The 6547-nt window shown below is 34.1% G+C and carries 6 protein-coding genes; all 6 read left to right on the top strand.

The features are described from left to right. Positions 1-201: 201 nt before the first annotated feature. Positions 202-489, top strand: coding sequence for a Dabb family protein (locus NK213_RS04520; RefSeq protein WP_253347163.1), 288 nt, complete (start codon positions 202-204; stop codon positions 487-489). A gap of 18 nt (positions 490-507) precedes the next feature. Next, a complete protein-coding gene (locus NK213_RS04515; protein ID WP_253347161.1) occupies positions 508-1239 on the top strand; it encodes a MurR/RpiR family transcriptional regulator in 732 nt (243 codons plus the stop codon). A 201-nt stretch (positions 1240-1440) separates the two neighbouring features. Beyond that, positions 1441-2823, top strand: coding sequence for a glycoside hydrolase (locus NK213_RS04510; protein ID WP_253347159.1), 1383 nt, complete (start codon positions 1441-1443; stop codon positions 2821-2823). Positions 2824-2858: 35 nt separating this feature from the next. Further along, positions 2859-4241: a CehA/McbA family metallohydrolase gene (locus NK213_RS04505; protein WP_253347157.1), complete on the top strand. Its 1383-nt coding sequence runs from the start codon at positions 2859-2861 to the stop codon at positions 4239-4241. Then, positions 4241-5896, top strand: coding sequence for a PTS transporter subunit EIIC (locus NK213_RS04500; RefSeq protein ID WP_253347155.1), 1656 nt, complete (start codon positions 4241-4243; stop codon positions 5894-5896). The genes NK213_RS04505 and NK213_RS04500 overlap by 1 nt, the downstream gene beginning before the upstream one ends. 15 nt (positions 5897-5911) lie before the next feature. Next, complete coding sequence (locus NK213_RS04495; protein ID WP_253347151.1) at positions 5912-6418, top strand: MgtC/SapB family protein; 507 nt, start codon at positions 5912-5914, stop codon at positions 6416-6418. The last annotated feature ends 129 nt before the right edge of the window (positions 6419-6547 follow it).

Raw genomic sequence — 6547 nt, 5'->3', positions numbered from 1 at the left:
CAAAACACCTCTTTCTTTTTTTATTATATCATTGTTTAGATTTTGGTGTTCCTACTTTACTATAGCACTACAATAATTTCAAGCAGGGTTAAAAAAAAATCAAATAATATGATATAATAATGTCAGTATAAAAGCGGGGATACCCTGAATTATGCAGAATAAGCAACGTGTATAAATAATAAAAAAATTTGGGAGGAAAACATGGTAGTTCATATTGTATTTTTTAAACTGAAAAATTATCCTGAGGGAATGAAAGAATTAAAAGAAAATATCTCAGCTCTGAAGGATAAAGTAAAAGAAATAAGGGATTTTCATGTGGGGGAAGACTTTGGAAGAGAAGAACGTTCTTTTGATCTTGCTCTGTATTCTACTTTTGACACAAAGGAAGATCTTCAGTCTTATGCAGTAAATAAAGATCATCTGGAAGTAATAAAGAATTATGTCCATGTATATTGTGATGACATAAAAGTCGTAGATTTTGAAAAGTAAGCTCTGTGAGGTGTGTAGATGAACATAGAAAGAACTTTTAAGGGAATAAAACTTACCAGTAATGAGAAAACAATACTGAATTATATTACAAAAAATATAGATACCTGTCTTGAAGAAGGAGTAAGGGGTGTTGCCAAAAATAGTTTTTCTTCTACTTCATCTATTATGAGACTTTCTAAAAAACTGGGTTACAGCGGTTTTGTGGAATTAATTTATGATTTGAAAAAGAAAATGACAGCTAAAAAATCAGAAAAAATAAATATATCATTTTTTGATAAAATTACTTTTAATACAAGAAATAAATCTGAGATAGACCAGTTTCTAAAGCGGATTCACAGCGGGAAAATAATGGCTTACGGTGAAGGTTTTTCCGAGATAGCCTCGTCATATATGTACAGAAAACTTCTCACTCTTGGTAAGATTGTATATTTGCTGCACGGGATTGATTTTGAAATTTTGTGTGAAAAATCAGCAATGAAATTTGATCTGCTGCTGATTGTTTCAAAGTCAGGAGAAACAAAGCATTGTATTAAGCTGGCAAAGCAGGCAAGAGAAGAGAATATCACAGTGTGCAGCTTTACAGGCAATGCAGGAAGCCATCTTGCGAAGCTTTCTGATATTTCATTTACATATAATGATCCTCATACACTGGATGATGACGTATATTACCCCAATCCATTTATAGGTCTGTGTATAATAGGCTTCGAGGAATTAATAAGAAGATATTTTGAAAAATATGGAATAGACTAAATATTTCGTAAATTATGAATAAAAATGAGAACGTGTTGACAATCTGTTTCAACACGTTTTTTAATTTCGTATTGACAATATTACTCATTTCAGTGTTTTTAATATGTACAGAAGAAGAGGGAAAATCGTGATACTTTTCAAAAAAGAAAGTCAGGGTATAGTTATTATATATTTACGAGAGCAGAACAAAGGAGGAAAAAAATGAAAATAACAGTATTAGGAGGAGGCGGAGTCAGATCGCCGTTTTTGGCAAAATCACTGATTAGTAATGCAGAAAGAGTAGGGCTTACTGAAATAGTGTTTATGGATTCAAATGAGGAGAAGCTGAATATTTACGGGAAAATAGCAGAAAAAATAGCAAAAAGAATAAACCCCGGCATAAATTTCTGGCTGACTTCAGATCCTGTAGCGGCACTGAAAGATGCAAACTTTATAATTACTACAATAAGAGTGGGTGAAGATAAGGCAAGGGTGCTTGACGAGAGAATAGCACTGAATAACGGGATACTCGGCCAGGAAACAACAGGTGCAGGAGGTTTCGCAATGTCTCTCAGATCTATTCCGAAAATATTGGAGTATTGTAAAATGATAGAAGAACACTCGGCTGAAGGTGCAATGCTGTTTAATTTCACGAATCCTTCGGGAATAGTAACACAGGCAATTCATTTGAGCGGATTTAAAAATGTATACGGAATATGTGATGCACCAAGTGAATTCATTAAACAGGTAGCAAGTGTTCTGGAAAAGCCTCTTGAGGAAGTTTCGGCAGAGTGTTTCGGACTGAATCATCTCTCATGGTTCAGAAATATAACAGTAAACGGAAAAGATGTCATGGACGAACTTCTTGCCAAGAAAGAGCTGTATACTGAGACAGAAATGAAATTCTTTGATCCGGAACTTGTGAAAATATCAGGGAATCTGCTTCTGAATGAGTATCTGTATTATTTTTACTACAGGGAAAAAGCTGAAAAAGCTATAATGAGTTCTGATAAAACAAGGGGAGAAACTATCCTTGAAATAAACAAACAGATGACAAAAGAGCTGAAAGAAGTGGATATAGATAAAGACACGGATAAGGCTTTTGAAATATATTTAAGAAATTATATGAAAAGAGAGAACAGCTATATGGAGATAGAATCAAAAACAGAAAAACTCCATAAAAAAGATCCTGAAACATTGGAAGAGTATCTGGCAAAGCCTGACAGCGGAGGATATGCAGGAGTGGCCCTTGATATTATTCAGGGATTCCGTGAAGGAAAGAGAAAAGAGATGGTTGTGTCAGTTCCAAACAGAGGTGCAATTGATTTTCTTGAAGATGATGATGTGGTAGAAATAACATGTATATTTGAAGACAATCAGATAAATCCCATAAAAGTTCCCGGAATAGGAAAAATGCAGAGAAATCTGATACAAAGCATAAAACTTTATGAGAGACTTACAGTAGAAGCAGTGTTTGAAAAAAGCAGAGAAAAAGCAATAAAGGCTTTAACAGTGCATCCTTTGGTAAATTCATACTCACTGGCTAAAAAATTAACTGATGAATACCTTGAAGCACATAAGGAATATATTGGTGAATGGAAATAAAGATTTTAGAGTAAGTTTCTAAAGAGAGGTTAAGAATGAAGGTAAACGGAATTTTCAGCGGATCAGGGATTGAAATTTTTGATTATAAAATAAAAATGGAAAATATCAGGAAAAATATTTCTATAAAGCTTGATTCGGAAATATTTGAACATTTTTTTCTTATTGTGAAAGATCCGGATAAAAAAATCAGGGCGCTTCTCACTTATAAAACCAGAATAAAAGAATATATAATCTCTGTCGGGAAAGAGGATACATCAAATGGAACAGTTTACGGTATTCTTCCCGACGGGGTATGGGAATTTACAGTGATAAAACCTTATGATATAAAAGGAGAATTTGCTTTTGAAATAGAAACAGATGTAAATACAGAAAAAACAGGGTATAATCTGGAACTTTTGAAAACAAATTTTGAGAAAAAGTATTCTGATGAGAAAAAATGGTACAGGGGAGACCTCCATGTACACAGCAGTTATTCTGACGGAAGACAGAGTTTTGAAACAATTTTTAATATTATAAAAGAAAAGAAACTGGACTTTTTGTTTCTTACAGACCACTCCATAGTACCTACGCAGTTTTACAAATCAGAAATATGCATAATACCTTCTACAGAGATAACATTTGATAATTTTGGACATATAAATATATTCGGGCTGAAAGATTTTATAGATTATTCTGTTTTTTTCAGGGAAATCGATTTTGATAAAAAAGCAGAAATTATAGATGAGATACTAAAATATGAAAAAGATCAGGGCGCACTTGTATCTGTAAACCATCCTTTTCATCCTGAAACACCGTTTACACATGACATAAATATGGAAAATACAGATTTGCTCGAAGTAATGAATTCTCCTTATTATTATGAAGAGGTTGATTATAACGGAGAAGCTGTAAAATTTCTGGATTATCTCTGGTTAAACAATATAAAAATATTCGGAACCGGAGGAAGTGATTCTCATAAACCTCTTAAAGACGGGAAAGAAACAGTGGGAATTCCGCTGACATATATTTATTCAGACGGTTTGTCGGCAAATAATCTCTTGTCGGCAATGAAAAACGGAAATATGTATGTAAGTAAAAATAAAGGAACAGCAATAAAGATTTACAGTAATGATAAAGAGATATTGCCCGGGAGCGAAGTGACGGGAAGTGTAAAGTTTATAACAGAAGCAGAAGAGAATACAAAATGGAATCTGGTAAAAAACGGGAAGATAATAAAAAGTGAAACAGGCAAAAAAGCAGAATTTGATTTTGATATTTCAGAAAAAGAATTTTACAGGGTGGAAGGCTGCAGCACAGAAGACGGAAGACTGACAATATATGTGAATCCTGTCTATAATAACATAAAATTTCAAAATAAACATACCTGGAAAGAGTTAATGTCAAAGTATTTGTCTGAAAAAAAGGAGGATTTTATTTAATGAAAATTATGGGGAAACTGCAGTCTTTTGGGAAAGTAATGATGATTCCCATAGCTGCAATAACATTTGCGTCATTCTTTATGGGACTTGGAGGAGCATTTACAAATACTGACACTATAAAAGCACTAAATCTTTCGGGTGTAATTAATGAACAGACAGGGGTAATATATTTCTTTCAGATAATGAAAGCAGCAGGAGAAGTAGTATTTAAGTACCTTCCGTTATTCTTTTGTCTTGGAGCATCATTCGGACTTGCTAAAAAAGAGCAGGGATTCGCAGCATTATCAGGAGCAATGGGGTATCTGGCGTTTCATACAGTAATAAGCCAGATATTAAAAATACAGGGATTAACAGCTGATACCACAGCAGTTGATTTTTTGAAAGAACAGGGAATGAATAACATAAATGCTTACAGATTTAACTCATTATTTACTACTGAACTGGGAATATTCACATATAAAATGTCTATATTCGGAGGACTTTTTGTAGGGATAATAACATCAGCAATACATAATAAGTTTTATAATCTGAAGCTTCCGCCGATAATGGCATTTTTCTCGGGGACAAGAATAGTACCTATAATAACACTGAGTATAATGTCTGTATTAGGGGCAGTGATGGCTTTTTTATGGAAACCTATAGGATATTCGCTTACAGATCTGGGATTTTTTATCAGAGACAGTGGATTAATAGGAAGTTTTGTATGGGGAGCATTGGATAAGGCACTGATATCAGTGGGACTTCACCATTTGATCACAGTTCCTATAAGATATACTGAACTAGGAGGAACAGCTCTAATAGACGGGCAGACATATGCAGGAACGACAAATATATTTCTGGCACAGCTTGCATCGCCGACAGTACCAAGACTTCTTGTGAGAAACTTCTCTGCGGGAAGAATTCTTTACCAGATGGGCGGACTTCCGGGAGCAGCTCTGGCTATGTATCAGTGTGCGAAACCTGAAAGAAAAAAAGAAGTAAAAGGACTTTTGATTCCTGCTGTGGTAACAATGATTCTTTTTGGGGTAACAGAGCCTATAGAATTTACATTCTTATTTGTATCACCGGCATTATTTTTCTTAGTTCATGTTCCTTTATCGGGATTATCAGTGGTGCTGGGAGAAATGACAGGAGTAGCTGTATACGGGACATGTGTAAAAGATATGTTTATCTCATTTCTACAGCCTCATAAGAATTATATATGGCCGCTATTATATCTTACACCGATATATTTCGGAGTTTACTATTTTATCTTTAAACATCTGATTTTGAAATTTAATATAAAAACACCGGGACGTGAAGATGACGACGAAGATGTAAAGCTTTATTCAAAAGATGATTACAAACAGAAAAATCCGAAAATATTCAATAATACTGAATCAGGAAACGGAAAAACAGCTTTAAATAAAGATCAGGAACTGGCACTCGGAATTCTTGACGGACTCGGAGGAAAAGAAAATATATCAGAAATCGGGAATTGTATATCAAGACTAAGAGTCACAGTAAAAGATCCGTCAAAAATAGTACCTGATGAGGTATGGAAAAAACATCTGCAGGCACTGGGTGTAATACGCAAAGAAAATGCAATACAGGTAGTGTACGGAACAAAGGTAACAAATATTATGACAGATATTAATGAAGTGATGGATATGTAAAAAAGGAGTTATAAAATGTACAATTATATATTACGTATATTTCTTGCTGTATTTGTGGGGGCAATAATAGGATACGAAAGAGAAAGACGGAACAAACCGGCAGGATTCATAACTCATACAATGGTGTGCATGGGGGCATGTCTGGTTTCGGTTATGCAGCTTATGATCTTTGATGATATGACAAAGTTAGCCTTGAGTGAACCGGCATTGAGAGAAGTAATAAAAATAGACACAGGGAGAATAATAGCTCAGGTAATATCAGGAGTGGGATTTCTCGGGGCAGGGACTATTATACAAAATCAGGATAAAGTAAGCGGAATAACCACAGCAGCCACTCTTTGGGTAAGTGCTTGTCTTGGGCTTATAATAGGTCTTGGCTTTTATGAAATAGCACTGGTATCATCGGTTTTAGCTATATTCATACTGGTAATAATGACAAAATTCGAAAGAAAATACATAAATCAAAACAAGAGAATAAGGATTTTCAGAAAAAGGGATTATATACGCTCCATAAAAAAATAAATTTACAGAAAAAAGGCAGACTCTGTTTTTCAGGGACTGCTTTTTTCTTATGTGCATTAGAAGCTCTAATATAACAGGTAAAAGAATTGACAAAGAGTTATAAAAAAGATATAGTTAATTATAAAAATA

Source organism: Sebaldella sp. S0638, assembly GCF_024158605.1.
GTDB lineage: Bacteria > Fusobacteriota > Fusobacteriia > Fusobacteriales > Leptotrichiaceae > Sebaldella.
This window is presented reverse-complemented; position numbering and strand designations above follow the sequence as displayed.